At 58.9% G+C, this 24,721-nt stretch carries 27 protein-coding genes, 1 tRNA gene and 2 pseudogenes; 19 read left to right on the forward strand and 11 right to left on the reverse strand.

Annotated elements, in window-relative coordinates; all coding sequences use genetic code 11:
- The first annotated feature begins 47 nt into the window (after positions 1-47).
- From ACSQ3P_RS09230 to ACSQ3P_RS09240, 3 genes are all read left to right on the forward strand, one after another.
- A tRNA-Thr gene (locus tag ACSQ3P_RS09230) sits at positions 48-122 on the forward strand.
- 81 nt (positions 123-203) lie between these two features.
- The gene (locus tag ACSQ3P_RS09235) at positions 204-1,778 is read left to right on the forward strand and encodes a DUF6538 domain-containing protein (RefSeq protein ID WP_436165299.1); all 1,575 of its coding nucleotides are present in this window, start codon (positions 204-206) and stop codon (positions 1,776-1,778) included.
- Between the two features lie 195 nt (positions 1,779-1,973).
- On the forward strand, positions 1,974-2,603 hold the full coding sequence (locus ACSQ3P_RS09240; protein ID WP_436165300.1) for a hypothetical protein: 630 nt from the start codon (positions 1,974-1,976) through the stop codon (positions 2,601-2,603).
- A gap of 81 nt (positions 2,604-2,684) precedes the next feature.
- On the opposite strand, the gene ACSQ3P_RS09245 is transcribed toward ACSQ3P_RS09240, so the two are convergent.
- The 4 genes and pseudogenes from ACSQ3P_RS09245 to ACSQ3P_RS09260 all read right to left on the reverse strand — a co-directional run bounded on the left by ACSQ3P_RS09245 (position 2,685) and on the right by ACSQ3P_RS09260 (position 4,457).
- On the reverse strand, positions 2,685-2,918 hold the full coding sequence (locus ACSQ3P_RS09245) for a hypothetical protein (RefSeq protein WP_436166220.1): 234 nt from the start codon (positions 2,916-2,918) through the stop codon (positions 2,685-2,687).
- A 1-nt stretch (position 2,919) separates the two neighbouring features.
- Positions 2,920-3,156 (reverse strand): annotated as a pseudogene (locus ACSQ3P_RS09250) (integrase core domain-containing protein); the annotation flags it as partial.
- Between the two features lie 48 nt (positions 3,157-3,204).
- Positions 3,205-3,753, reverse strand: a complete 549-nt coding sequence (locus ACSQ3P_RS09255; protein ID WP_436165301.1) for an RES family NAD+ phosphorylase — start codon at positions 3,751-3,753, stop codon at positions 3,205-3,207.
- 59 nt (positions 3,754-3,812) lie between these two features.
- On the reverse strand, positions 3,813-4,457 hold the full coding sequence (locus tag ACSQ3P_RS09260) for a hypothetical protein (protein WP_436165302.1): 645 nt from the start codon (positions 4,455-4,457) through the stop codon (positions 3,813-3,815).
- A 191-nt stretch (positions 4,458-4,648) separates the two neighbouring features.
- On the opposite strand from ACSQ3P_RS09260, the gene ACSQ3P_RS09265 reads away from it, so the two are divergent.
- From ACSQ3P_RS09265 to ACSQ3P_RS09290, 6 genes are all read left to right on the forward strand, one after another.
- On the forward strand, positions 4,649-4,966 hold the full coding sequence (locus tag ACSQ3P_RS09265) for an RES family NAD+ phosphorylase (RefSeq protein WP_436166221.1): 318 nt from the start codon (positions 4,649-4,651) through the stop codon (positions 4,964-4,966).
- 824 nt (positions 4,967-5,790) lie between these two features.
- Complete coding sequence (locus ACSQ3P_RS09270) at positions 5,791-6,471, forward strand: hypothetical protein (protein WP_436165303.1); 681 nt, start codon at positions 5,791-5,793, stop codon at positions 6,469-6,471.
- 38 nt (positions 6,472-6,509) lie between these two features.
- A complete protein-coding gene (locus tag ACSQ3P_RS09275) occupies positions 6,510-6,956 on the forward strand; it encodes a metallophosphoesterase (protein ID WP_436165304.1) in 447 nt (148 codons plus the stop codon).
- 70 nt (positions 6,957-7,026) lie between these two features.
- A complete protein-coding gene (locus ACSQ3P_RS09280; RefSeq protein ID WP_436165305.1) occupies positions 7,027-9,027 on the forward strand; it encodes an AAA family ATPase in 2,001 nt (666 codons plus the stop codon).
- 247 nt (positions 9,028-9,274) lie between these two features.
- Positions 9,275-9,607 carry an antitoxin Xre/MbcA/ParS toxin-binding domain-containing protein gene (locus ACSQ3P_RS09285; RefSeq protein WP_436165306.1) on the forward strand — a complete coding sequence of 111 codons (333 nt, stop codon included), beginning with the start codon at positions 9,275-9,277 and terminating at the stop codon, positions 9,605-9,607.
- Between the two features lie 667 nt (positions 9,608-10,274).
- Complete coding sequence (locus ACSQ3P_RS09290; protein WP_436165307.1) at positions 10,275-12,437, forward strand: recombinase family protein; 2,163 nt, start codon at positions 10,275-10,277, stop codon at positions 12,435-12,437.
- A 63-nt stretch (positions 12,438-12,500) separates the two neighbouring features.
- Here the strand turns inward: ACSQ3P_RS09290 and ACSQ3P_RS09295 are convergent, their stop codons facing one another.
- Entirely contained in the window at positions 12,501-12,950 is a 450-nt protein-coding gene (locus ACSQ3P_RS09295) for a hypothetical protein (RefSeq protein ID WP_436165308.1), read from the reverse strand.
- A gap of 114 nt (positions 12,951-13,064) precedes the next feature.
- On the opposite strand from ACSQ3P_RS09295, the gene ACSQ3P_RS09300 reads away from it, so the two are divergent.
- Positions 13,065-13,589, forward strand: a complete 525-nt coding sequence (locus ACSQ3P_RS09300; RefSeq protein WP_436165309.1) for a hypothetical protein — start codon at positions 13,065-13,067, stop codon at positions 13,587-13,589.
- Positions 13,590-13,651: 62 nt separating this feature from the next.
- Here ACSQ3P_RS09300 and ACSQ3P_RS09305 read toward each other — a convergent pair whose 3' ends face one another.
- A complete protein-coding gene (locus tag ACSQ3P_RS09305) occupies positions 13,652-13,822 on the reverse strand; it encodes a hypothetical protein (protein WP_436165310.1) in 171 nt (56 codons plus the stop codon).
- A gap of 523 nt (positions 13,823-14,345) precedes the next feature.
- Here ACSQ3P_RS09305 and ACSQ3P_RS09310 point away from each other — a divergent pair.
- The 8 genes and pseudogenes from ACSQ3P_RS09310 to ACSQ3P_RS09345 all read left to right on the forward strand — a co-directional run bounded on the left by ACSQ3P_RS09310 (position 14,346) and on the right by ACSQ3P_RS09345 (position 19,726).
- Positions 14,346-15,320, forward strand: a complete 975-nt coding sequence (locus tag ACSQ3P_RS09310; RefSeq protein ID WP_436165311.1) for a hypothetical protein — start codon at positions 14,346-14,348, stop codon at positions 15,318-15,320.
- A 277-nt stretch (positions 15,321-15,597) separates the two neighbouring features.
- Positions 15,598-16,293 (forward strand): annotated as a pseudogene (locus tag ACSQ3P_RS09315) (recombinase family protein); the annotation flags it as partial.
- Between the two features lie 140 nt (positions 16,294-16,433).
- The gene (locus ACSQ3P_RS09320; protein ID WP_436165312.1) at positions 16,434-16,712 is read left to right on the forward strand and encodes a CopG family ribbon-helix-helix protein; all 279 of its coding nucleotides are present in this window, start codon (positions 16,434-16,436) and stop codon (positions 16,710-16,712) included.
- 175 nt (positions 16,713-16,887) lie between these two features.
- Positions 16,888-17,316, forward strand: a complete 429-nt coding sequence (gene parS / locus ACSQ3P_RS09325) for a type II RES/Xre toxin-antitoxin system antitoxin (protein WP_436165313.1) — start codon at positions 16,888-16,890, stop codon at positions 17,314-17,316.
- Position 17,317: 1 nt separating this feature from the next.
- Positions 17,318-17,764 (forward strand): RES family NAD+ phosphorylase, encoded by a 447-nt coding sequence (locus ACSQ3P_RS09330; protein WP_436165314.1) that lies wholly within the window; start codon positions 17,318-17,320, stop codon positions 17,762-17,764.
- Positions 17,765-17,959: 195 nt separating this feature from the next.
- Positions 17,960-18,751, forward strand: a complete 792-nt coding sequence (locus ACSQ3P_RS09335) for a metallophosphoesterase (RefSeq protein ID WP_436165315.1) — start codon at positions 17,960-17,962, stop codon at positions 18,749-18,751.
- Positions 18,752-19,046: 295 nt separating this feature from the next.
- Entirely contained in the window at positions 19,047-19,286 is a 240-nt protein-coding gene (locus ACSQ3P_RS09340; RefSeq protein ID WP_436165316.1) for a FitA-like ribbon-helix-helix domain-containing protein, read from the forward strand.
- A complete protein-coding gene (locus tag ACSQ3P_RS09345) occupies positions 19,286-19,726 on the forward strand; it encodes a type II toxin-antitoxin system VapC family toxin (RefSeq protein WP_436165317.1) in 441 nt (146 codons plus the stop codon). Before ACSQ3P_RS09340 ends, ACSQ3P_RS09345 begins: the two co-directional genes overlap by 1 nt.
- 94 nt (positions 19,727-19,820) lie before the next feature.
- On the opposite strand, the gene ACSQ3P_RS09350 is transcribed toward ACSQ3P_RS09345, so the two are convergent.
- Positions 19,821-20,618, reverse strand: coding sequence for a metallophosphoesterase (locus tag ACSQ3P_RS09350; protein WP_436165318.1), 798 nt, complete (start codon positions 20,616-20,618; stop codon positions 19,821-19,823).
- Positions 20,619-20,900: 282 nt separating this feature from the next.
- Here ACSQ3P_RS09350 and ACSQ3P_RS09355 point away from each other — a divergent pair, with 282 nt between their 5' ends.
- Positions 20,901-21,191, forward strand: coding sequence for a hypothetical protein (locus tag ACSQ3P_RS09355; RefSeq protein WP_436165319.1), 291 nt, complete (start codon positions 20,901-20,903; stop codon positions 21,189-21,191).
- A gap of 42 nt (positions 21,192-21,233) precedes the next feature.
- Here the strand turns inward: ACSQ3P_RS09355 and ACSQ3P_RS09360 are convergent, their stop codons facing one another.
- The 4 genes from ACSQ3P_RS09360 to tcuA all read right to left on the reverse strand — a co-directional run bounded on the left by ACSQ3P_RS09360 (position 21,234) and on the right by tcuA (position 24,644).
- Complete coding sequence (locus ACSQ3P_RS09360) at positions 21,234-21,569, reverse strand: type II toxin-antitoxin system RelE/ParE family toxin (protein WP_436165320.1); 336 nt, start codon at positions 21,567-21,569, stop codon at positions 21,234-21,236.
- A complete protein-coding gene (locus ACSQ3P_RS09365) occupies positions 21,566-21,844 on the reverse strand; it encodes a type II toxin-antitoxin system Phd/YefM family antitoxin (protein WP_436165321.1) in 279 nt (92 codons plus the stop codon). The genes ACSQ3P_RS09360 and ACSQ3P_RS09365 overlap by 4 nt, the downstream gene beginning before the upstream one ends.
- Before the next feature lie 276 nt (positions 21,845-22,120).
- Entirely contained in the window at positions 22,121-23,152 is a 1,032-nt protein-coding gene (locus ACSQ3P_RS09370; RefSeq protein ID WP_436165322.1) for an MmgE/PrpD family protein, read from the reverse strand.
- A 7-nt stretch (positions 23,153-23,159) separates the two neighbouring features.
- Positions 23,160-24,644 (reverse strand): FAD-dependent tricarballylate dehydrogenase TcuA, encoded by a 1,485-nt coding sequence (gene tcuA, locus ACSQ3P_RS09375; RefSeq protein WP_436165323.1) that lies wholly within the window; start codon positions 24,642-24,644, stop codon positions 23,160-23,162.
- Positions 24,645-24,721: the final 77 nt, after the last annotated feature.

Raw genomic sequence — 24,721 nt, forward strand, 5'->3', positions numbered from 1 at the left:
CAATCGCTTCTCGCGACTTGCCAGACGCTTCAAGGCCCATCGATCCTGCTGCGGTAGCTCAGTGGTAGAGCACTCCATTGGTAATGGAGAGGTCGAGAGTTCAATCCTCTCTCGCAGCACCAGCCCCAAACTCCTGATTTCACGGAAAAATGTTGCCCGGCAAGGGTTTGGCAACGACCTCGTGGTACACACGGGTGGTACACATGGTACTTCGCATGGCCAATCCTTGGAAACACCCAAAGACCGGCGTCTATTACCTCCGGATGCGCGTCCCCAAGGACGTCCAGGAGTTCGTTGGCGCCACTCTGATCAAGCGTTCGCTTCATACGAAGGACACGAATGAGGCGAAGCGGCTTCACAGCGAGTCGGCTACTGCCCTTCTGCAGCAGTGGAAAATGCTGCGGAAAGGCGTGCAGTCCATCACGGATCGCCAGGCGGCTGCCATGGCAGGTGAGCTCTATAAGAGCGCGCTAGAGGTCGGCCCTTATCGCGATTTTCTACTTAGCATGCGTGCGGCCACACGGCTGATGCAGATCGAAATTGCTCTCGGTGAAATGGACGAGTTTCCAAAGCCTGAGCTGTTCCCACGTGTCGGGACGCGCGAAGAAGCGCTGGAAGGAATCATCGGCCCACTGGTCTCCGACTACCTTCACGGGAAGGGGCTGCAGCTCGACCAACTTTCTCGTGACCGGCTCCTGGTCGCCGTAGGCTACGCTATTCGGCAAGCGGCCTATCAAACGCTGCGCGAATGCGAGGGGAATTGGCGAGCCGATCCTGAAGCCGATCGCTTTCCGGTCCTCGAACTGCCGGCGCTGAAAGATGAAAAAACCGATCCAGAATTGTCCTTAGACGACGCCTGGGCGGAAGTGTCGAAAGGCTACTCATCCGCTACCTGCAAGCGCTTTCGCCCAATCCTTGAAGGTCTGATGACCTCGGCGAATAAATCGGACATGCGGGCTATCGCAGCAACTGACGTTCAGACCTGGATGGGAGCGATCATTGAGAAAGGTGCGGTGTCGCGGCGCAGCTTCTCGCGAAACAACCTGGCCGCGGTGAAGAGCTTTTTTAACAGCCTCAAAGAAGCGAAAGCAGTCACGGAGAACCCTGCTGCCGACGTGCATGTGGTGCTCCGCAAGCTCGACAAGGGCCGCAAGATGCGGGGCTTCCGTGACGATGAAGCCATTAAAATCCTTGAATCTTGCCTGCTCGCCCCTCCCCCCAAACTCCACAAGCACTACGCTGACGCGCGCCGCTGGGTGCCTTGGTTGTGCGCCTATACTGGTGCTCGCGTGAACGAGATCACGCAGGCGCGGGCGTGCGATATTCAGTTCGTGGAAAAGTATTGGTGCATTCTCATCACCCCTGAAGCAGGCACCCAGAAATCCTGCGACGAACGGCTTGTACCGCTTCATCCTCATCTCATCGAGCAAGGCTTTTTGGGTTTCGCGCAAACAAAACAGGGCGAACAGCCCTTGTTTGCAGCGCGAAATGCCAAGGGGAAAACGAGGCCGTCTGAGCTCGTCGGGGCTCATTTGGCGAAATGGGTTCGCAATCTGGGAATCAAGGACATCAAGGTCGCCCCCAACCATGGTTGGCGCCATCGTTTCAAGAGCGAAGCCCGAGAACTAATTTCTGACGCCAGGATAGATGCGATTCAGGGCCACGCACCTGCCACCGAGGGACGGAAGTACGGTGACTTCGCTCCCAAGGTTCTGGGACCTGAAATCGCAAAACTCCCCAAAATCTTGCTGCCTTCACAGCAACTTCAGGCGGCCTGATCTGTTGCCTGCCGATACAGGATACTATCTCTAGTTCAAAGCCAAATAGTGATCGCCCACTTTCTTCACATACTTCTCGCGCAGGACCCGCTCGTAGACCCAAGCGGACAGCGAAACTCGATATCGATGGGCGGGAGCGGATCCTGATTGCCAAGTTGGACGGTTGGGCGGGATTAAGCGGCACCGTAAACTGAATTGAACATTCGTATCGGAGTGAAAGAATTGCCAACTGAATGGGCCGAATCTCGGGCAATCTATGTCGGCACGAGTGCGAATTTGATCAACTATCAGAATGGACGATCACGTCGCTGGCTGTTCAAGATAGGTAGCGCGAAAGACGTTTTGGTTCGGCAGAACGGTGTCAACGGAGAGTTGGATAAGGATAGAGACGCCAAGCTTCTCGGAGACGACAATTGGAAACTCTGGAAGCTGGTCGAATTTCAGGATGCCAAAATTGCAGATGAGCAAGAGCGCTTAATTCACAGGGAATTTCAAGCTCGTTCCCAATGGCTGGAGCCTTTGCCCGCGATTTTTCCAAATAACAAAAATGGGGAAACGGAATGCTATTGGATTACCGACATTCATCTAAAAGAATTCTTCGATGATGCGAAGAATTCTAAGAATGTGATTTTCACGAACGCCGTAGGGAGAGCGCTTGGGTTAATTTATGATATTAGGCGATGGAAATCGGCAGCGGGAGGGATAGAGGATTTTGTATACGATTTGAATTTCAAGCCATCATATGAAATTCGGACCATGCACGAAGTCTTGGATGACGCTGACGACGCACAGCTCAATAATGAGACAGGATGGATCGAAGAGTAAGGGCGCTTGCTTACGAGATCACGGGCGCGGCGTCAGCAACTCGTATTTGAAGCCACGCCTCGGGCCAATTCGATAGGTATGTTAGCCTCCCGCAGAGAATGGATATGGTTCTCTCGTTTCCCAACCTAGATCAGCAGACTCAGCTTGACCCGAGACCCTTTTCTCCTCCGGCTTGAGGGAGAGTCCTGAGTTTCGTTTCTGGCCTTTGGCGGCCTGTTTTTCCAGGCTGGATTTGAGGGCAAACTCGTTGGGCGTCATGTTATCGAGGGCCAAATGGGGTCGATATCCATTGTAATCCTCCTTCCATGAGGTGATGGCACTGCGGGCGCTCGGCGAGCGTCGAGAATAGTCTGTCGTTGAGACGCCCGTTTCTGAAGCGCCCGTTGAAACTTTCGACGAAGGCGTTGTGCGTGGGCTTGCCCGGGGCGATGTAGTGCCATTCGACGCTGCTTTGCTGGAACCATCACAGGATCGCCATCGAAGTGAACTCGGTGTCGTTGTCGGAAACAATCGTATCCGGCCGACCGCGCAGCCGGATGACGGCATCCAGTTCTGGGCTGAACCGGCAAGGTTCCCCGTGTCAAAGTTCGCGGGGCCTGGATTAGCCGTCGGGCGCCAAACCCATCCCGTAGGGTTCAGCAATTTCCCAGAACCAATCGGAATCAAGCTCAGTTTTGCGATTGTGCTCTCGAATTGCGTCAGCGGCTCGATCGAAGATGGCAAAGCAGAGGGCCGCGTCGTCGTGGCGGGCGCTGTAGGCGATGCCGTCGAAATTGCCTGGATGGCCATGGAGCGCCCGCGACCAAGTTTGAGGACATCCATACGGTTTGCCGCCGTGAACGACCTGAGCGGTCGCCCCCACCCGGGCAAGGCCCGGGCCCGCCAGCTGCACCAGGGTGAGCGGACGCTGCAGCTCAAGCGCCACATAGGCCTTTATCGCGAGAAGATCCGTTGGGATAAGAGTTCGCCCGGGCACCCGCAAGAAAGTTTCCGCAAATGCCCCTTGCGGGGCCTGCGCTGCATAGAGGACGCCGTAGTCCTGCGTCGGCGCATTCAGTCGCCCGTCTGGCCCGCGATCGAAGTAAATCGGGTCGTATGCAGCCGTGAAAAAGCGATGAAGCAATTCGCCGGCGGATATGACGAGCTCCACTGGCTTTCGCTCATGGAGATCCGCCGGCGGTTCCGGTGGCGCCTCAATCTGCACTCCAGTCACGAGCCCTGAACGCCGACGCTGCGTGCTGCCGATACGACCGCCTCGACTTCGCCAGCTGCCAGAACGTGAATCGGCTTGCGCCCGCCCAGTCGAGGATCTGGCGTGATCAGGAAGTTGAGCACCGCCCAGGAATTGCGAGTGGGAAGAGCCTCCTGCACATTGCGCAGCCCAGGGACTAGACCTTCGTTCGAAAACTGAGCAGCTGGATATCGGCGTCGGTTGCTGGGCCCAGGGACGGCCAAAAGACTGCCGTCCTCGACCTTCTTCATGACAGCCTGCCTGCTGATCCCATTCAGGAGCGTGCGGACCTGGTCGAGGTCATAAGCACCACCCGCTTCCGCAAGATCTGCAGCGACAATCTCTCTCCCCTTCAACAGCGCACGAGCACGCGCGCCGAGATCGAAGGCCGATCTCTGAGCTTCAAGTTTCTCAGCCTTTGGCTTGGCTGCAGCCGTGGCAAGCCGCCGCTGCTTTCGGATTAGCCGCAGCTGTTCAATTACCTTCGCAGCTTGGGGGCCCTTATCGTAAAAATAGAACTTGAACCGTGAGGGCAATTTTTCGCGCCGAAGCAACTCTTCTGCCTCGGAGGGCTCGATCGAATGCGCAAACGCGGTTTTTCGTGCTGTTGATCGTCCAGCCATATCAGACCTCCTTAGGCGAAAGCCGGCCTAGTGTGAGACCCTGTCGGGCTCAAAATGGGACCCGGAACCTTTAATGTCAACTTGGACAACTATGACAACATACGCGACTCGACCTTGTCCCGATTTATGAACTCGGTGAGGCTGCTTCGGAAGTCCTCGCGGCCAGCCTTGGAGGCCTTTTCGTCCGCTCGCTGGATGCGGGCTTTGGGCTCGATCAAGATGTCTTCGGCCCTCAATTTCTTGACCTCATCGACCTTTGGCACCCAGCCGATCCATCGACGTTGCCCGTCGGGTGGAACGCGGAACCGGCGGGGTTGGAGAGCATCCGCTACGGCTCCGCCTGGGTCGCCGGCATGGGATCGGCGTTGCTGCTGGTGCCCTCGGTGATTGTGCCGGAGGAGCGCAACGCATTGATCAATCCCCTCCATCCTGATGCCGCCAGGGTCAAGGCCCGCAAGGTTCGCAGGTGGCTCTACGCCCCACGACTTGGCCGTGGATCGACGCCTTAGGGGGCAGGATTCTCCATCAGGAAGGCTTCCAGGCGATCGGCCAAAACATTGGCCAGGCCCCTTCGTCGAGCAAATGGGGTATGACATCAGCTTCAACGGGCCATCCACCCAAGCAGCGGCGTCGATACCCAAGATCGCGATCGGCTTCGGCGACGGTCATTTGCGAGAGCTCTACGGCATCGAGGTCTCTCCCGATCGAATAGCCGTCAGGCCTTAACCTTTTTTTAAATCCTCAGCGCCAAAACTGTGCAGCAGAAGATCACGAGCGTTTGGTCAGAACCCGATCGAGGAACCAGGATATGGTTCCAGCGGCAACCAGTTCGCGAGGCCAGCCTGCCCGTGCAGCCCGGTCTAGAATTGACTGCAGCGAAGAATCGAGTGCGACGGCCGCATCCTCTTTCGCGGCGCTGCCCTTCGCCCAAACGTTCGGCTCCGGAGGCTTGATGGCAAGCCTGACCCAGCTGCTCAGAATGAGCCCCATGTGGTCGGGAGGGCCATTGCGTGCCCAGTTCTGAATAGTGCGAAGCGGGACTCCGAGCTCGCGCGCTAGGCTGGACTGCGTGTGGCCCAATTTGCCTACGACGATTTTGAAGGCAGCCCCGTCCATCCATTGACCCTGCGCATGCGCGAGCGGCAACAATCGGCCAGCTTCGTCAGGCCTGCAGGTTCGTCGCTCCGTCACGACAGTGCGAGGCGCTGGTTAACGACTAGTTCCGCGCCGCGATGACTCAATCAACCCCTCCTTAAGGAATACCACCGATTTTTCGTAGGATTGGCGTGCCTGCCGGCAACGCAATCCTTGGTCTTTGCGTACGGAGATTAAAATGGCTGCACGCACCAATGCCCGGCTCGATGCGACCGCTTCGGCCCTCGGCGCTGACATCCCGACACGCTTCAGGTCCTCGAAAGCCTCGGGCTCCTTCTGCTGCTCAAAGCTCGGCTCGTACGAGCTCCTCATCCACATGGAATCCGACCCGCAGATCTGGACCTACAGCGAGTTCGACTTCGCGAGCATCTTGCCGCGTCGGCTCGCCAGCCCGCTTGACGAACTCGCAACTTTCACCGCAGCGCACGCTGCCGGCCGCTACGTCTTGTGTGTGGTTCCCGACGCCGTGCGCCGCGCTCCGGGATTCGCCAAAGCCTGGAAGCAGGCCGACCGAGTGCTAGCTGAGCGGCAGACCTGGCTGCTGCCCCGAAGTTTCGAAGAGCTACGCACCCTGCCGCGTTGGGCCAACGCGCTTCGCGTCGCCCGATCTGCCCAGGAGTCGTTCATCTGCCCCGCAGACCGCTCCCGCTTAGTGGAGCACCTCGCGAAGGCCGGCTCCGCTTCGCTCGGCCATTGCATGCGCCTCTGCTTCGGCAGCGATGACGGCTTCGACGCCGTGCTCAGGCTCGTGTCCACCGGAGCACTCTGGCTCGATCTCGACCTCGATTTGAGTGCCGAGACCACCATCCGGCTTCACCCCGACCAAATCCGCGCGGCCATCGCCAGCCAGCCCCGCTGACTCCCTGGGACCGGCGTCGCTCACAAAAGGAGACCGCAATGCGTTTGTTCGTTTTGAGTGACCTCCACCTCGAATTCGAAGGCTTCGACATTCCCGGCGACCTGGATTTCGACGTCGCGGTGTTCGCCGGCGACGTCTGGAAGCCGGCCACCAACTCCGTCAACTGGCTTTCGCTCCAACGTGGTGGCCCCCTCAGCGCCAAGCCAATCGTCTTCGTCTTAGGCAACCACGAATTCTACGGCGCCGAAGTCAACTCTTCACGCAAGGCCGGACGAGAGCTCGCCGACCGTCTCGGCATCCATCCCCTCGATCCCGGCACCATAGTCATCGACGGCGTCCGCTTCATCGGCGGGACGCTGTGGACCGATTTCGATCTGCTCGGCCGCCCAATCGAGGCACGGCGAGCAGCTCTGCGAGGCATGAACGACTACCGGCGCATCCGGTTCGCCATTGATGCGCAACCAGGAATGCGACGGGCCAGTTAGGACGCTCGCCTCACTCCTGCTCGCTGTCCCTGGGTCCAATTCCAAACCTTCAAAACGATGGAGAGTATTGGTGACCACGCCAAGCGCCAACAACGCCGATTCCAAACGCAGAAACGGTAATCCGGAGAAGAGGGATAAAGTCTCGAAAAGGGTTATCCCAGGCATTGCCGACGATTTCGGCCCCGACAGCATTCATCACGTAAGTCGCACGACTGCGGGCGAGCATAGGCCGCGCAAGCGGTCTACCGCTCCCGAAAGTGCCGATGTGCTGGCGCGCCTCCTCCTACTGGCAACCTTTGCCGCGCCGGTCAGGAACAAGCTCGCGGCGGGGAAGCCGCTCGCTATCGTCTTGACCGTTCCAAGCGAAGAATGGAGCGAGCCAATCGAAAAAGTGGTCGGTGCGATGTGGCCGCTCGCGAGCACGATCATCCGAGAGCCAAGTCTGCGGTTCAAACCTGCGACCAAGAATCATGTCGTCTCGGCCGCACTCGGCGGAGGCAAACCGGTCATCGGCATCAGCTCCGATGCCTCCAATCATCTACCGCCGGCGCTGATCGCGGCAGCCGATTTTCGGCTCGATCTCCACCCTCTTGATACACGCATTCTTCGCGCGGCCATGTCTGAGATTTTGCGAAAGCCCGTGCCACCGCTCAAACGTTTCGTGACAGGCAGCCTGGGTTGGCACGATGCAATTTCGGCGCTGCGGCCAGGGACAACACCAGCGAATGTCTTGGCTCTGTTACGCCGCTCCACGACCGGTACCCGTGGAATAGCGATCGGACATGGACCACGCCTCGAAGAGCTTCCCCTTCGCGGGCCGGCACGGGATTGGGGAACAACCCTGATTTCGGACCTGTCTGACTATCGCCAGGGTCGATTGACGTGGGAGGACATATCTAGTGCAGCGGTGCTCCATGGCCCGCCAGGCACCGGCAAGACCCTGTTTGCTCGTGCGCTCGCCCGCAGCACCGGACTGCCTCTGATAGCAACTTCCCTTGGCGAAATATTCCGAGACACGACCGGTCATCTCGACACGGTGATCAAGGGCATTGCCGAGGCATTTACAGCGGCCAAGGATCAGGCTCCGTCGGTTCTGTTTTTTGATGAACTAGACTCCATTCCGGACCGTCGAACTTTGACCCGCGGAGGACGCGACTGGTGGACGCCGGTTGTCACGTTCATGCTCACGGCAATCGATAGTCGAGCAAAGGGCGTCGTGCTCGTCGGCGCGACCAATCTGCCCGAGCTGCTAGATTCGGCACTGGTTCGAAGCGGCCGTTTCGATCGTCTCATTCCACTGCTACCACCGGGCCCTGAGGAATTTGCCGGCGCGCTTCGCTGGCATCTGAAGGGCCACTTGGCCGACACTGATCTTCTGCCAATTGCGAGGCTTTCGGCTGGCGCCACACCCGCCGACGCAGTTCGGATGGCGCGTGATGCTCTCAGAGTTGCACGGACATGCGGTCGCCCTGTGGCGGTCGCTGACCTGATCGATCAGGTCTCGGGGCCCGACAGCCGGGATCAAGACGCCCTCCTCCGGGCAGCCATTCATGAAGCCGGTCACGTGATTGCGCTGCTGGCCTCCGGGCTAGGCGTGACCTCGGTTTCGATCCTGGCGAACGGCCGCTCGGGCGGGAACACAATCTCCAATCAGCCTACGAACATTCCGATGCTCAAATCCGACATCGATGCTTCCGTCGTCGCCATGCTAGGCGGTCGTGCCGCAGAGGAAATAGTCTTGGGGCAGCCATCCAATGGAGCATCAGCGGATCTGTTGCATGCGACCTCGCTTCTCGCCGCGGCACATACACATTGGGGGCTTGGGACGACGCTCATTTCGATTGCTGCCGACTACAATCTTGCCAGGTGTCTCCTGGACCCTACGAACCGAGCGCAGATCGAGACCGACCTGAATTCCGCGTATGATCAGGCAAAGGCCGCGATCCGGGCACATTCGGCGAGCCTCCAGGACCTCGTCGACGCATTGCTGCGGGACCGATGGCTCGACCGGACACAGATCGAAGAGATCTGGAATCGTCGACTGGCGAAGCAGGCTGCATCGGTGCTGTGATGCAGGAACGTGATCTCATCGTCGACCTCGTCGGGCGGTTGATCAAAACTCGCCGAGCGCTTGGGCCTTCGGCCTTTCTCCGCGCAGTTCTCGCTGCCAGAAAGGCAGTCGGCCGTGTTGTCCTCTCAGAGGCTCACTCTCAGGCGAGGAAACGTGGGCGCCTTGAATCCGCATCCGCCAAAATAATCCCGTTTCCACATCGGCGTCGCGAGGAATGAGTCCCGTTACCCCCCTCGAAGCCGAGACGATGGCGCGCGCTGTCACCAAGGTCCTCGAACTCTGGAAAGTCGACGACGAAGCCGCTTGCCGCATCCTTGCTCTCGGAACCGATGGTTACAGCAGATGGAAGTGCGGGGTGTTCAACCGCATCGACGACGATGCGTCACTGCGTCTGGTGACCTTGATCAGCATCTATACCAGCCTACGGATCATGTTCACGGATCCTAGACGAGGCTGGGCCTGGATGCAGCGCCCCAACGTTACCTTTCAAGGCCAATGCCCCCTCGACGTCCTGGCTCGCGGCGACCTGGGTTCGATGCGTCGCATGCGCGCGTACCTTGAAGCCGAAGCCCGGGGTTAATGGCGGCGCTGGATGGCCTCCGCGGCAAGGCGTTGCCGTTGACGAAATGCGCTGCAACCGTGCGCCAGCACCCCTGGCATTAGCCTCCGCGGGCTCGTTCCATTTTTCGACGCCGCGGCGTTCCGCCAAATTCCATCATTCACATGAGGAGTGAGCCATGCCTGACGCATTGAAGCGCGCGATCCGCGCTTTGGCCGCTTACGCGGTGCATCTTGAAGTTCAGAACGCCGATCAAAGTCGAACATTCCCAGCTCCAGCCGTGCCCGAACCTGCCGCTGAAAGTTTGGTTGCCCAAGGCGATGGAGTGTTCCGCTCGCCCCGAGAACGTGAGGCCTTAGCACATATAATGTCATGTTCTAATTTTCATGCCATATTATATGATTGACTCATCGCACTCGGCGAAATAGGTATCTTTATTCGAAACTGATGAGTTGACGATGTTTAGGAATCCGGCAGCGCAGAATGTGATTGGAGAGGGGGCGCTTGCGACCTCGCCTGCGATCTCGCGCGCTTGCCTCAAATTCCCGAATGCAGCCTTCGAGTTGAGCGGTCGATCCCAGCGATCCCACCACTAGCGCATAGCCTTCCCAGACCATCGCCATTCTTGATTTTGACTGCTTGCACGGCAAAGCCGCGTGGCGAGCGTCGCAGATTCGTAGGTATCACCATGGAAAACTCGAATAGCCCTCGCATTGCTGAGGACCAGGCAGAAGACCTGGTTCCGGAGGCTTACGTCGCCCTGAATCAGAAGAATATCCTCAAGCATGCCAAGACAGCGCTCAAAAAATCGACGAACATAGTGGCGTACATCCGCCGTTCGAAAAGAGAAGATAACGATTCGGTTCCTCGGCAAAAACGCGTCACCGCCGAGTACGTTAATCGGACGTTCAACTGTGAGATCAGCCGATTTTACATTGATGAGCACTTCAGCGGCCAAACGCTACTTCGCCCTGGTCTGATCCAGTTGATGGACGATGCGAAGAAGGGGCTGTTCTCGGTGGTCATCCTTGAAGCAACAGACAGGATCGGTAGAAACCTCCATGTCATTGCCGGCCTATGCCAGTCGCTGAAAACGCTCGGCGTCGAAGTGCATACCCTCGAAGCGAACGGCCCAATCAAGAATATCGATATCGCGATCCGTGGCCTGTTGTCGGCGGACCAGCTCGTGCTGCTGCGCGAGAGAACGATGCAGGGGCGAACCGCCGCTTTCCATGACGGGAAGGCTGTAGGCGGGCCGTGCTACGGGTACAAACTGGTACCCGGCAGGCCAGGAGAGCGCGTCATTGACGAGGAGGTCAGGCCAACGATCGAATGGATGTTTCAGGCCCGCCTCGACGGTCTGAACCTTCGCCAGATCCAGAAGGCCCTCCTCGAAAAAAACATCCCAACACCGGAAGGGCGCAAGATTTGGACCCACGGTCAGATCAAAAACCTGCTCTGCAATCCCCGCTATGCTGGTATCCACCTCTTTCAACAGACTTTGTCGCGGTACGATGGAGAGATCGGGCGAGCAGTCGTCACCCAAAACCACGTTGATGATTGGCTGAAAAGGCGTGTGGCTGAATGGGAGATTGTCAAACGCGAGACTTTTGAAGCTGTCCTGGCAACCTTCGACTATAAAATCAGACGGCGCCCTGCTCGTAATCCCGGATTGCTGAGCGGCAAGGTTAACTGCGGTATCTGCTGTCGACCTATGAAGCTTTTTACCCACTACAACAGAAATCTTGGGCATACCTATCGGTACATGCAGTGCTATGACGCGCATGCATTGGAGAATGAGTGTGTAAAAAACACAGTCCATACGAAAGCAGTAGAAGAGATAGTTCTGATCACCATTCGGTCGATGCTTGATCGCGCGGAATCCGAGGAGGATTTTGTCAAGGAATTCAATGAACAGCGCATTGTTTTGCGCAACGAAGTCGAAGAGGAGCGCAGCCGCCTGAAAAAGAAGCTGGATGACGCCGGCAGAGCTATCGATCGCGCCATGGAAGCCGACCTGATGGGTGTGTACCCGGCAGATCGCGTCGCCAAACTCCGAGAGGGATTGGTCGAAGCATACGAGACCGCACGCGACGCCCTGAATGCCCTTCCCCGTACGATGGATCCAGTTGTAGCCGACGTCGAGCAGCGCGCATCGCTTCTCGACGCCTTTGACCGGCTGGTCGCTTCGCGACTGGCAAATCCCGACAGGACGCAGATGGATCCGAAGGCGCCCGTCGAGGAGCGCGCCATCTCGGCCTTAAATGGCTTGATCAAGGGTGTCAGGGTCTATCCGATCAGCGGGTCGAGTTCGGTCACCCTAGAAACCACGCTTCACTTTGGTGCGCTCTTCAAAGATGGCAGCGGAGAAGCCGTAGACGGGATTGAATGCCTCACAAGCAAATCGATTATCCATCGTGACTTCCAACGGACACTCAAGCCGGATGAACTCATCGAGTGCTACCAAAACCGGGAGGATTTCCCGTCGGATGCCGTTTTTGAGGTGCTACATGGATGCCTTCCCGAACGGCTCGACAGCTATTTTGCCAGACCAGAGAATCTGATCAAACCGAGATACCTGATTGATATTATGGTGTTCTTGGCCGCGAAGAATGGCAATCTTGAATCGATGAAGGGCTTTCTCGGTAGAAGGACACATTCCGCGCTAAGGAAAATCGTCGGCGAACTCGCGATCGACGGCACCTGGAACACGATGTGCGCCGTCCTGAAAAGGGACTTCCCCGAGCTATTCCAAAGAATTTGCACGGGCTGTTTCGACGGGCTGGTCAAGTCGACATTGAAACGCCGACGAGGCTACGAACGCCGGCGATCGCATAGATTGCAGGGGTGATACTACGGCCTCCCATTCCTCGGAATGGGAGGCTTTTTGTTCTTTCACTCTCCGCCAAGCCGTTCATTTGCTCGACTTTTTGATCAAGGACTTGTCCCAGCCTGGAGGCAGTGGCGGGCCGTCAGGCCAGAAAGCTCCCGCCAACGACATCACCGATCCCGTCAGGGTACGGTTGTAGAGCAGTCGATAGAGCGTCTCGGTGCTGACCTGCTCCCGATTGGGATGTTCCAAGTGGATCTCCGGAGCGGTCATAGGATGCCCCGTCCGACCTATGATCTCCAGCGCACTTTCCACTATTTTCCTATTGTACTGCCGGCTTGGATATCGCCGCTCCAATGTCATGGCAGCGGACGGCTGCGATCCGATCGGATTCGGGTCGACGCGCCCTCCAAGCGTTTCCACGAGCGTGACCATGCCGGCTCGACGTCGGCTTAGCTCCGCAATTTGCTGGTCGATTTTCTCAATATCCTGAAGCGCGAAGTCCAGGACCTGGTTTTGATTGATTTCACTCATCGCGAATTATCCATCTAACAAGGAAGACGCCGAGGCGACATTTCATCCGTTTTAAATACCTATTCTGGTGAATTATATGACTCCGAAATCACACGCGCAGACGGAGAGCCTATCATGACTACCACGCACGACGACGCCGCCAACGACTGCCTCCGCAACGGGCCAAAGCCTATGGTGCTGGATGCAGAAGCCATGGGCCGTTTCAGGGCACCTTCGGCCTCGGTGGCCACGTTCCTTGACGCTAACCCACTCGAATCGATGACGACGATTGAGCGGATCATCGACGAGGACCAGTTGGGCATCGAGAAAATCATGCTCACCAGACCTCACTTCGGCTACAAATTGCGGTGCCACAGCCAGAAGATGTACGCGAAGCTGCATCATGTGATTATCTCGACCGATCACGTGAACCATATCGTCGCGAACTTCCTCGACGATGCTCGGGTGCAACGGCGCCTGATTAACGAGCCACGTAGGACAACGAGGGCAATGCTTGCCGCCGTGTCGATAGATTATGGCCTACCAATCATCAGCGGGAGCGGGTTCTTCGTTCGACTAGACGAAGTGATCCGCATCCAGGCGGGGGTTTACGATCCTGGAAAAGGCGAGTGGATCGTAGCGCCGCTGATAAAAAACTGATCGATCGATTGCCGATCTACCCCAAAAGCCGCAGGCACCCGCCTGCGGCTTTTTTGTTGCGGCTAGCCAGCAACCATCTCGTCCAGCAACGCCACCCACTTGGCGGCAGCCGCATCCGACGCCTCGTCACTGACAATCGGAAACGAGATGCCCCCGCCGTCATGCTGGTAATACTGATCGCCATCGCGCGTGGTAACCAGCACCGCGCCCTCCGGAATTGCTCCCAAGTCCATTTTCCACACTCCCAACCGCGTCGACGGACCGTCCCGTCGGCACTTGTTATGCCACCTTTTAACGTATACTATTTTTCCTGTAAAGTATTATTATGTCTGAATCGACTGACTGCGAAAGTGACCCTTCTTGTCCGATTCCGCCCTTCGGACTGGTTCGCTGATCGCGAACAGGCAATCGAGGTATTTCTCATAAATTATTGTTTTTACTCATTATTTTTTCCGACCACAGCAAGAGCGCCGGCATCGACGGCGCTCAAACCTTCAAAAAACGGAGGAAACCGACCTGCGCCCCCCTCCAGATCGCAGCGGACAGCTATCGAGCACCGCTCACGGAGTTTCGACCACTAGTGTATGCATTAATATACATCGTGAGTTATAAACTTAGAATACAGCGACGCTCGCGCAACTATACCAACTCGGAGATCAAGGCCGATCTCAGAACCTCTGGAAGGCACAGTATCTGCCGGCTTTATCCGCGCTTTAACTGCTGCTTGTCATACTCTCCTGAGCTAGGAGAGTTAGCGTGCGTCTTTGGTTGCCATTCGCATACGAGCATCGGTGCAAGCTGCGCCGTCTCGGTGAGCGCGCTTACCAGTTAAGGGGGGAGATACCCGTTGATGTCCCGGAATGCTCGCACGCCGATCTCATGGACCTCAGCAGCGTACTGGGCACGGCCTGGAAGGGGCTGGGTTCATATCAGGGCCGGCTGTTTAGGTGCGCCCATGGATCGGCGCCAATAGCAGCCGTCGATTTTGAAAAGTTGGTTCGAGGGACCGTCGCCTACGATCTGTCACTTGACCGCGTGGCTTGGAATGCCGGAGACTTTCCAATCCTTCCCTACATGCACGAATGGCCATACGATCACCGAAACCCATTGCGATTCAACAGCGCATTGCTCCCTTACGAAGCCATCAGCATGCAGCGGGTCTTGAAGGACGATCGAGATGCCAGGGGGCAGGAGGCCAGCTCATTCTACCGAGATGCGTTTCTGATCGTGGATGGCGAGGTGTGGATGACCGCGCGCGAGCCTGTGTGGCAGATTTTCCCGGGAGTGAACAACGAGCCAGGATCGGTATCGCTGGAGATGCGGCCGGAGTTCAAACCTTGGCTGCAATTCAGCCTTCCTCGCTGGCGAGACGCCAATGAATTCGCGAACGCGGTCGGGGTGAACCTCGGGCCGGACAAGGCGTCCCCGATCGCAGAATGCCTCGATGGCCTCTTTCTGCGATCGGATACGGATGAACTCACAACGGCATTGCGGCAACTAATTGAAGCCAAGATGAAAAATTGGCCTCCACCAGCGTCTGTGGCGTCGATGGATCTTAGGAGCCATACGCTGCTAGCCGACGTATTTGCGATGCTCGACAGCGATCTCGATGAATGGCTCATGGGAAAGGTGCCCGCCTTCGACTACGAAGTCATGCGAAGGCGCAGCCTGTTCGAGCCGGCACCTGTGGACCAGGATCCCAGCCTTTCGGACCTCTCAGTTGAGTTTTGAAGGCGCTGACTGACCTCCACCCAGAGGCCGATCGCGATCCTGCCGCGTGAATAGCTCCGCGTTTTGACGATGCCTTCGGGTCAGAATTTTTTGCTGCAGTTCGAAGTCGACGGGTGACAGCATCCCGTTTCGGACGTGTTTGCGACTAACATCTCGGTGTAATCGCCAACAGAGCCATGCTCGTCGCGCAGCCGCTCGAAAAAACACGCCTGCAAAGGACCATTTCTTCAAATCTGTCTTGATTGTACAAAGGGACGGAATCGCCACTGGTAACGCTATGGCCGCACCCTACACCTCGCCTCCCCGGCCGATCCGGCGCCTGATCGGCTATGCCCGCATCTCGACCGAGGACCAGGCGACCGATGCGCAGGTCGACAAGCTGCGCGCCAGCGGCTGCCAGGTCATCCACCAGGGCACGGCTCCGGCGCCTCACGGGCCCGGCCGGTGCTGGCCAAGCTGATGCGCGAGCTCGGCGCCGGCAACGTCTTTGATGGTCGTGCGCCTCGACCGCCTCGCACGCTCCGTCAGCCACCTCCTCGCCGTGGTCGAGGATCTCGAGGAGCGCAAGGCGCATTTCCGCTCACTGCGCGACCCGATCGACGCCTCGACCCCACAGGGCATGTTCTCGCTGCAGGTGCTCGGCGCGGTCGCCCAGCTCGCGAGCGCGCCCTGATCGCCGAGCGCACCAAGGCCGGCATGCGGGCGGCCTCGGCGGAGCGTCTATGTCGGCGACCCGATCGCCTCCGCCTCGACCTGGCTGCCGATCGTGCGGCGCCCGCGGCCGCAGCATAGCTGGGACGATGTCGTGCGCCTGCTGAACAATCGCGGCCAGAATTAGACGATCGAGAAGTTGCGACGCGCCGTGCATCGGCTGGTGCGGGAGAAGATGGCGGAGACGGAGCTGCTCCAGCGCTCGCCGCGGCGCCCGCCGGAGGACCGGTTGATGACCTTGGTCGCCGGCATCGCCATCGCCGGTAGGTTGGTAAGCGATCCGAGGGGCATAAATCCGTTCTCACGGCGGAAATCCTGCCCGCGGTTACCAGATCAGGTTTGCCCGCCAAGCTTGACGCCCACCACGGATGTTATACCCCGTATCACAACTAGGGTGTTCCAATGAGCAAAGCGGAGCTTTCCGACCCGATCGCGTTGCGGATCCCGGTCGATGTGCTGAACGACATCGAGAAGATCGCGGCAGCCTCCGAGCGCACGCGCTCCTGGGTGATCGTCCGCGCGCTCAATCTCTATCTGGCCGGCGAGGGAGCCGATTGCCTGGCGATCTTGCGTGGACGCGAGGAGGCGGCAGCAGGTGGTGGTCACGATGCTGACGACGTGCTCGCAGAGCTGGAAGGCAACCGCCAGCGACCCTATCATGCGATCGATGCCTCGCCGTAGCCGGTAGCGCCAGCTGGGTGAAGAAGCCCAAAAGGTGATCATTTCCCAGGATCGGGGCCAATGACGCAGCTGCGCCGACGCGTCAGGCAGCCTGATCCGGCGGCCGAGCGACCGCATCACTTGTAGCGATGGCGATATGGCCCTATGTTTAAGGCATATCGCCAGGAGGCCGGCCATGACCACGGTTACCGCACTAGAAGTCGTTGGCGGGCGCGACATCATTGGCGCGCCCATCAATAACAGCCGCGATCTCATTAGCGCAGTTCGGCGAGGTTTCCCGGTCCAGACTGTGGAGTTCGTCATTAGCAGCGGCCGTATGTCCCTCGCCGAAATTGACCTGGCTGTCATTCCACGCAAAACCCTCAGCCACCGGCGCAAGATTGGTACCCTGACATCCGAACAGTCTGACCGCCTGATCCGGGCTGCGCGCGTCCTTGCCGAAGCTGAGGAAACGTTCGGATCTCAGCAGAAGGCGGCCAAGTGGCTGCGCCGACCAACAATCGCTCTCAGTGGTGAAAAGCCGATCGACCTTCTCGACACCTCGGAAGGAGCAGACCAGGTCGAGGCGCTGCTCGGCCGCATCGGCCACGGAATCGCTGCCTGAAATGAAAGTCTGGCGTGTTTGCCGTTTACCGTTTGCCGATTTGAACGGCGAGGGAGCCCGGATATTCGGTGGACGGTGGAACACTCCCGGACGCCCCCTGCTGTATACGGCCGAAAACCCGGCACTCGCGGTTCTTGAGGTCAGGGTGCATCTCGACCTGGAACCTGACCTGATCCCAGACGACTACGTCCTCATGGAAATCGAGTCGGGCTCAGCTGCGATCAATGAGATTTTGGACCCACCTGAAGCTCCTGCAACTGTCGGTGACCGCTGGCTCGCCACTATGGAAACCCCCATCCTTAAGGTTCCATCCTTTGTGGTGCCAAACAGCTTCAACTTGCTGATCAACCCGGCACACCCCGAAGCCGCGAGCATCAGCATCCAAAGCACAAAACCATTTGATTTCGACCGGCGGCTCTGGCTCCCCCTCACAAACACGCCTGCGTGAGGAGAGCTTGCCGATCGGCGAGACAGATTTCAAGAAAGGAAAGGGCGGCACGTCTCACGACAGCCGTCCTTTTTCATGTTGGCTCAGCCGGCCGTCCGAAATGGTCGTGCAGGCAATCAGGATCGAGGGCCGCTAAACGGTGATTGCTCGTTAACTAGAGCTCGCCTTATCTCAAGATCATGGTCAGGAGGCCCCATGACGCGGCTTTGGATCTTCTCGGATTTGCACCAGGAATGGTCTGATCAGCCGTGGGATCCTGCGGCTTACAAGCCGGAGGGTGGTTTCGACATTGCGGTCGTGGCCGGCGACGTCAACACACCGCTGACATCAGCATTGAATTGGCTCTCCAACCGTCTACCCGGGACGCCTGTCGTATATGTCGCCGGGAACCACGATTTCTATTTCGATCGCGGCGAGGATCGCTACACGATCTACGATCAGATCCAGCGCGGACGTGAATTGGCGGTCAAACTTGGAATCCACCTGTTGCTGGACGACACCGTGACGGCCGCGGGCGTCAGGTTTGTCGGCGGGACGTTGTGGACCGACTTTCGCCTTGGCTCTTTCAGCTGGCAGCATGCCGCCTCTGCTGCGAGCGGCACAGAAGGCATGAACGACTACCGGCGCATTCGGACCGGCCCGTCGTCAAAGAAGCGCATCCGGCCTTACGACGTCCGGCAGATGCACATAGCCACCCGGGCATTCATCGAGAACACCCTGGCCGAGCCTTTCGACGGAAAGGCCGTGGTCGTGACGCATCACGCTCCACATCCGTTCAGTCTGAAAGATCCGAATGAGGAGTTGCGATGGTGCTACGCGTCGGATTTGACAGACCTGATCCTCGCTGGAAAGCCTGCCCTGTGGGTTCATGGGCACATTCATCATCACAGCGACTACATGGTTGGAGGCACACGCATCGTCGCCAATCCCCGCGGGCATATCGAAGAGAAGTCGGGCTTCATCAGCAATATGGTCGTCGATGTGTGATCGCCATGCTTCCCGTCGAGATAGGCACGACAGGGCCTATCTCGACGGGAAATTGGGGGTATTGGCTTCCGGGTTAGGCAATGCTGCGGCCGATTTTGTCAGCGAGCCGTAGGGTAGCGGGTACCGGGTATCCGAAACAGGGCTTGCACATACACCTTCCACTCAGCCGGTGAGCGATGGGTCTTCAAACCCTTCTGGCGCAAGCATGCGGCAGTCGCTCCCTTCTTCGGCGTCCTTGTCCGGATGTTCCAAAATTGCTATCATTGATCTCAATGATAGTAATGGAGGCATGCCGATGCCTGGAAACCTGCATGTGCGCAATCTGGACGACGACCTGATCACAAAACTGAAGATACGTGCTGCCCGCCACGGCCGCTCGGCGGAAGCTGAGCATCGAGAGATTCTGCGCCAAGCGCTGGTAAACGAAACAGAGCCTGACTTTGACGGCTTGGCAGCCGACCTGCGAAAACTGACCGCCTCACGTAAGCAGACCCCCTCTGAGGCGCTTCTGCGCGAAGGCCGAGACGAGCGTTGATGGAGACGCTGATTGTCGATGCCAGTATCGCGATAAAGTGGGTTGTTGAGGAAGACGGCACCCAAGCCGCTGTCGATCTACGCTCGCGGTTTCGCTTTGCTGCCCCGGAGCTTCTCATCGCGGAATGCGCGAATATCCTCTGGAAGAAGACACAACGCGGCGAGCTCATGCGCGACGAAGCTGTCCTTGCTGCAAGGCTGCTCGAACGCTCTGGGGTCGCGCTTCTCTCAATGACGGGCTTGCTGGAGCGGGCAACGAGCCTTGCAATCGAGCTTTCGCATCCGGCATACGATTGCGTTTATCTGGCGGCAGCGGCCCAAATGGGGGCGAGATTCGTGACGGCGAATGATCGATTGCTGCGTGTGATTGCCCAGCGCGCATCAAATCAGCTCGCAAGATCGTGTGTTGCCCTAGCAGATATCCAAAATAGCGAGCATTAGGCCGAGGATGCAGAGACAGCCCCACTTAAACTAGCATCTCGAAAATATGCCCTCTTCAGCTGCCTATGGGCCGTCGCGATAGCCGCCTGCGTGGCTATCTGGATAGAGCAACCTCTACGACAAGCCGAGGATCGAAACTCGGGTTTTCCCGCCCTCCCCCGCGCTTCGTATACCCTGCCTGGTTTGACAGGATGCGGGTTCGGCCAACCCAATAATCGTGCGAGCCGTGATCATGACCATGTATCCAGAGTACTGGCTGGTAGCGTTCGATCACGCGCGTCAAATCAGATGCGAACGCAGGCGATAAGCCGTCGCCACGGTACTTCGGCTGAACAGATCCTGGGTGAGGCGCATGATGGGTGACAACAACCGTCGCGCCCTCAAACGGCTCAGCCAGGTGCCGTTCGATAAACTCCAAATCACGTCGATGCAGATCCAAAGCATGTTTCGGCTCTAAACGTACGGGAGCGCCGTCGATCGAGATCGAAATGAGCTCGTGATCATTCATTTGGCGTCTGGCATCCCGCATCGCGCCAACGGGATCGCCCAACAGTTCGTAGTTCGTCCAGAGAGTCGCGCCGATAAATCGGACGTCACCCATTCGGACTTCTCCTGGCGCGAGCATGTGAACGCCGAGTTGAGCGGCCGCAAGCTGACCTTCGCGCAAAGCTGATTCAATCTCGACGCAATAGAATTCATGGTTTCCCGGCACGAAGACCGCTGGCCGCCCCTTTAGCAGCCCCTCGCGTTGCATCTTGATCCATGTAAGCGCGCTCGTAGCCGGGCGGCTGATGTCGCCGGCGAACACTGCCACGTCGAAATCTGGAATATCCGACGGCAGGTCGAACGGCCCGAGCTCCAGATGCAGGTCGGAGATCACCAGCAATCGCACGCGAAACTTCCCAATTGGAACCTAAGGGTCCTCGTTATGCCCGAGAAACACGTATATTCGCCAGTCCCAAAGGTCACGTTGAGGATTACTCGGGATTTATCGTCGACCTCGTCATCGAAACCCCGATTGGTCGCCGAAATACCTCGGCCGGCTCGACTTAGACGTCGCTATGATCGCTGGACCGCGAACTTCAGCTCAATCCACGAACCATTTTCACGCGGCTGTTGTGGGATGCGTGAAGGCCCCTGATGATCTTGTCGAAGCCAAGTCGTGGAGCACGCAATGCATATGTCGCTCATACCAGCTGAGAAGCTCGACCGGATCTACGTTTATGAGGGAACGCCACCTGCACTGCGTGCCTCCGGTCCATATTCTGTCGAAGCCTTTTTCAAGCTAAGCACTCCGCACGAGCTCGCGCTCGATGCGGTTCATTGGCTGATCAAGCGCGAGATCCCACACGAAGTTAAAATTGAGACGCTCGACCGCGAAGTCGGATTTTTCCTGCAGATTTCGTTTCCCGCCGACGAACTCAGAAATACGTTCGTTCAGCAGTACAAAAGCCCTGCTCGTTGAGCAGCGCAACAGCGGTCGAGGACCTGCGGAGCAGGCTCGCGATCACCGGCCAAGCAAGCGGCGTTCAAGCAAAGCCTGCATGTCGCGACGGCCGTCCGCGATGACAAAGATGACGACTTTGTTGCCAATGATGCGGTAGATTAGGCGATACGGATCGAGCAGAATCTGCCGGAATTCCCGAACACCTAACGCCTCAAGCTCCTTGGGAAAGCTGCTCCGTTCCGGATAACGCTCCAGTGTGGAAATCGTCTCAATGAATGCATCGAGCAACGACTCGGCCGCTTCCATTGAACGATGTTCAGCAAGGTAGTCGTGAATGGCTTCGAGATCATCCTCCGCGCCTTGCGTCAGCTCGACCTCAAAGCGGCCCTCCTTCATCGACGATCGGCCGCTTTTCCGCGCAGTCTTTCGACGACGGCGCGAGCTGGCCTTGTCTTGCCTGCATCGACATCCTGATTGCCGATGGCAAGCAGCTTCAACAGCGCGAGCGTCTCTTGCGTCTGTTCAAAGGAGGCAACATCCTGCAGCACCGCCTTAGCCTCGCCATTCTGCGTGATCACCAGAGGCTCTCGCCTTTCGGCGAGGTTGAGGAGGACTTCGGCTGCGTTGGCCTTCAGATAACTGATCGGCTTGACTTGGGCAGAATACCGCAAAGGGACCTCCCGAACTAAATTCAGTCCGAATATAGTTCGCGCGTGAGCGCGGTGCAACTGCATAGGCAGCAGCCCCAATCGAAGCCGACCATCGAGCGAGACGAACACTTCGCATCGGTACCGTCCAAAGTTTGTATATAAATTTTGGACACAAAGCGGAGGCCGGAAGATCGGATCCGCCGCCGAACAGGCTGATGGCGACCACAGGTCCCTGCCCTCCGTCCCGCGGTGCAACGGCGCCCAATCTCTAATGCGTTGCGATCTGTTACCTCCCAACTAGGGCACCCAGGTCGTCTCGGGCGCTTCTTCCGAGCCTGCCGCCACCAGCACGATCCGCTCAGGCGGCTTGCTGTAAAGCGGACTGACCTCCAGCAATCTCGCGAGCTGAGACATGTCAGCGACGCTATCGATCGTCTCCAGCCGCTCGAAGAGGGGCGCGACGTTCTCGCGAGGCAGGGCGCGTTCTGCGCGGACGGAGAATTGCTCCCATGGATCGTCGGCCGATTGCTTGTCGGCTCTCGGCGCGACGGGAATGATCCGAAGAGGATCGGCCCAGCGATCGAGGATTGCAGCGCTGTCGCCAAGGCCAGCCTGCCCGATGATGTCGGGAAAGCCGGCCGCAAGCGACGCGGCCGAGCCACGTTCCGCCAGCAGTGCGGCAAGCAAGCCGTCGCGCGCCATGCGGCCGATGCGCAGCGCTCGTGGCGCTCCGCTGGCGCTCGTGCTGACGTCACCGGCCAGCGAGGCCGCGATAGCGAGCGCCGCCCCGGTCTGCTCGGGTCCAAGCGCCAATAGATGCGACGCGGCCGCGGCCGCCCCAAGGATGCCCAGGCGCGCAGCGTGCTCGGGGTCTAGCCCTGAGGCTTCGGCTGCGCCCGATAGTCGGCTCACCGTCTCGACGCCGACGATATAGGCCGAGATCAAGGCCCGCCCGCCGGCGCCACGCTCCTCCGCAAGCGCCACGAGAAGCGGCACCAGCATCGCCGACAGGGGGTCCACGGCCACCCCCCCGCCGCTATCACGAGTGATCGCACAGGCGGTGGCGTTGACGAAGGTCGCATCGAGCGCGCTGGCGCGCCTGCTCGTACCCATGATCAGCGCCTGGCCCTGCGTCTCCGAAGCGCCCAGCGTGTCGGCGAGAAGACGTGTGACGGGCTCAACCGCACCGGCAAGGGTCACTCCGACCGCCTCCAGGATGCGGATGCGGGCTTGATGCAGCTCCCGCTTCGACAATTGCGCGGCGTTCACCCCCGAGATCAGGACGCCGAGGCGCCCGCTCACGGTCTGCTCGGTGGCAATCATGGTCATTGCAGCCTCACATCGTCGCGGCGTTGCGGCCTGCGATTCGGCCGAAGGTGGCGCCGGAGACGAGCCCCGTGCCGGCAGGATAGTTGTCGTAGAACAGACCGCCGACCATCTCGCCGCAGCAGAACAGCCCGTTGATCGGACGCCAGTCCGTACCAATGATCCGGGCATTCTCGTCGACCTTGAGCCCACCAAAGGTGAAGGTGATGCCGCCGGTCGCGCTATAGGCGACATAGGGCGGCTTATCGAGCTTCACCGCCCAGTTGGTCTTCGGCAAAGCGAGCCCGCTGGTGGCGAGGCCGTCCTTCTTGGTCGGGTCATAGCGGCCGTCGGCCTCGTTGGCGGCAGCGTTGTATTCGGCGACCGTCTTGAGCGCCTGCGCCTTGTCCTCAATGTCGAGCTGCTCGATCAGCCCCTCGATCGTCTCCGAGCTGATCGGCTTGCTGGTCTGGTAGCGTGGCTCCAGCAGATGAACGACCTTCTGGTCGAAGATCTGCCAGGCCTTCGCGCCGGGCTCCGCCAGGATGGCGCGGCCGAACTTGGCATAGGTGAAGAGCGCGCCGTCCTCGCCCTCATCGACGAAGCGCAGCCCTTTTCGATTCAGCATGACGCTGTAGACATAGCTCAGCCTGTTGCTGCGGTCGGTCAGCTCGCGCGGGGCGAAATCGCCCCAATCGGCGCTGATCGGAGTGGCATGGCAACCGCTCCACTGGCCCCAGGGCATGGCGCCGATCGCCATCGCCATGCGCAGCCCGTCGCCCTGATTATGTGGCGTGCCACGCACCTTGGCCGCGCCGACGAGCGGCCCGATATGCTGCGTGCGCATCTGCACATTGGCCTCGAAGCCGCCGCAGCCCAGCACGATCGATTTGGCATGATAGGTCTTGATGCCGTCATCATCGCGAACCTTGACGCCACAGACGCGCCCGGAATCGTCCACTAGCAGCTCCGTCGCGGCGCTGCCGTAGCGGATATCGACGTCCATGCTCTCGGCGGTCCGGAACCAGCTCCGCGACAGGCCGACGCCTTCATGCGCGGCCCGGATCACCAGCCCCCGCGCCCAGACCATCGTGTTGCCCTTGCGCACGGCCGAGAGTGTGACGGCCGGCTCCATCTTGATGCCGCCGGTCTGGTTCATCCAGAAGACAGTATCCTTGGAATTATCGACCAGAAGCCGCGACAGAACCGGGTCCGTGCGCCCGCTCGTCACGCGCATCAGGTCGCCATGATAGTCGCCGCGCGTATAGGGCTGGATGCCGTCGTAGAAATTTTCGAACTGCTCCTCCACATCGGGCACGAGCGGGCCGATCTCGCGCGGATCGTCATAGGCGAAGCGCAATACGCCGCCGCTCCAATGCGTGTTGCCGCCGCGCATCTCGCGCGGCGCTTTCTCGAGCACGAGGACGCGCTCGGCGCCATTCTCTTTTGCCGAGACGGAAGCCGCCAGCGCCGCGTTCCCGGCGCCCACGACGATCACGTCGAACTCTTCCTGCATCGTTTTTCTCCCTTGGCGCATGGTGGGTTTGCCCTCTTGGCCGAGGGCTTCTGGCCAGTTCTGCTCGTTGGATACTC

The sequence above is a fragment of the Allobosea sp. LjRoot9 genome, assembly GCF_964252745.1.
Classification (GTDB): domain Bacteria; phylum Pseudomonadota; class Alphaproteobacteria; order Rhizobiales; family Beijerinckiaceae; genus Allobosea.